The organism is Acinetobacter sp. P1(2025), assembly GCF_051390655.1.
GTDB lineage: Bacteria > Pseudomonadota > Gammaproteobacteria > Pseudomonadales > Moraxellaceae > Acinetobacter > Acinetobacter junii.
This window is the reverse complement of sequence record NZ_JBPKBJ010000167.1, coordinates 1-779: the sequence shown is the minus strand read 5'-3', so window position 1 is coordinate 779 and position 779 is coordinate 1. Positions and strand designations below refer to the sequence as shown.

1 protein-coding gene is annotated in these 779 nt (G+C 39.0%); it reads right to left on the bottom strand.

Translation table 11 applies throughout. The features are described 5' to 3' along the window. On the bottom strand, nt 1-779 hold a 779-nt coding region (locus ACSC97_RS18200; protein ID WP_436662348.1), incomplete at both ends, for an IS4 family transposase.

Here is a 779-nt window from a genome sequence, read left to right as displayed (position 1 = left end):
CTTAAAAGTTTCCTTTCAAATAAATTGACCTGAATAATTCTCAGTAAACGCTGAACACTCCATCCTTCTTGTGCCATGTGTTTAGCGAAGTTCACCAGCAAATAGGCAATTAATGCAATCCATATTTGCGTTTGTATCGCATTGCGGCTTCGACCTAGAAATGACTTCAGTTTTAAATTCTGCTTGATGGCTTTAAAGAATAACTCAATCTTCCAGCGGTCTTTATAAATTGCAGCAATGGTGGATGCTGCCAGATGAAAGTTGTTGCTCAGAAATTCGAATGTTCTTTTCTTATCTGTATCATAAAACTCTATACGTCTTAATAATTCAGGTGCGCCTCTTTTCTTGGCATGCGCACTGCTCAATTCAATACATTCATCCGCAATAATCCCTTTAGTCTCTAATACGCTGCGGCTTGATTTAACTTGATAAACTGTCTTTGGGCGTAGCCGGGTTACAAAGCTGACGTTCTGAAGTGTCAACTGAGCAAACCATTGATAATCAACATATCCTTTATCAAAGACGATAATGCTGCCAGCAGGAAATTTAAATGCTCTGCCTTGCACCATATCATTTTCAATACCATCCCCAAGCGCTACAAATTCAGGAATGGTATTGCTGTGATTTAAGCCAACACTGAGTTTAATACTGGCTTTGGATTCATGCACTTTTGCCCATGCGCACAATGACAGTGAAAGATCAATATGACTGGCATCTAGTGAATACAGCGGATTTTTGAATCTAAATTTATGTGCAGTTTTAGAGTTTTCACAGCGCTG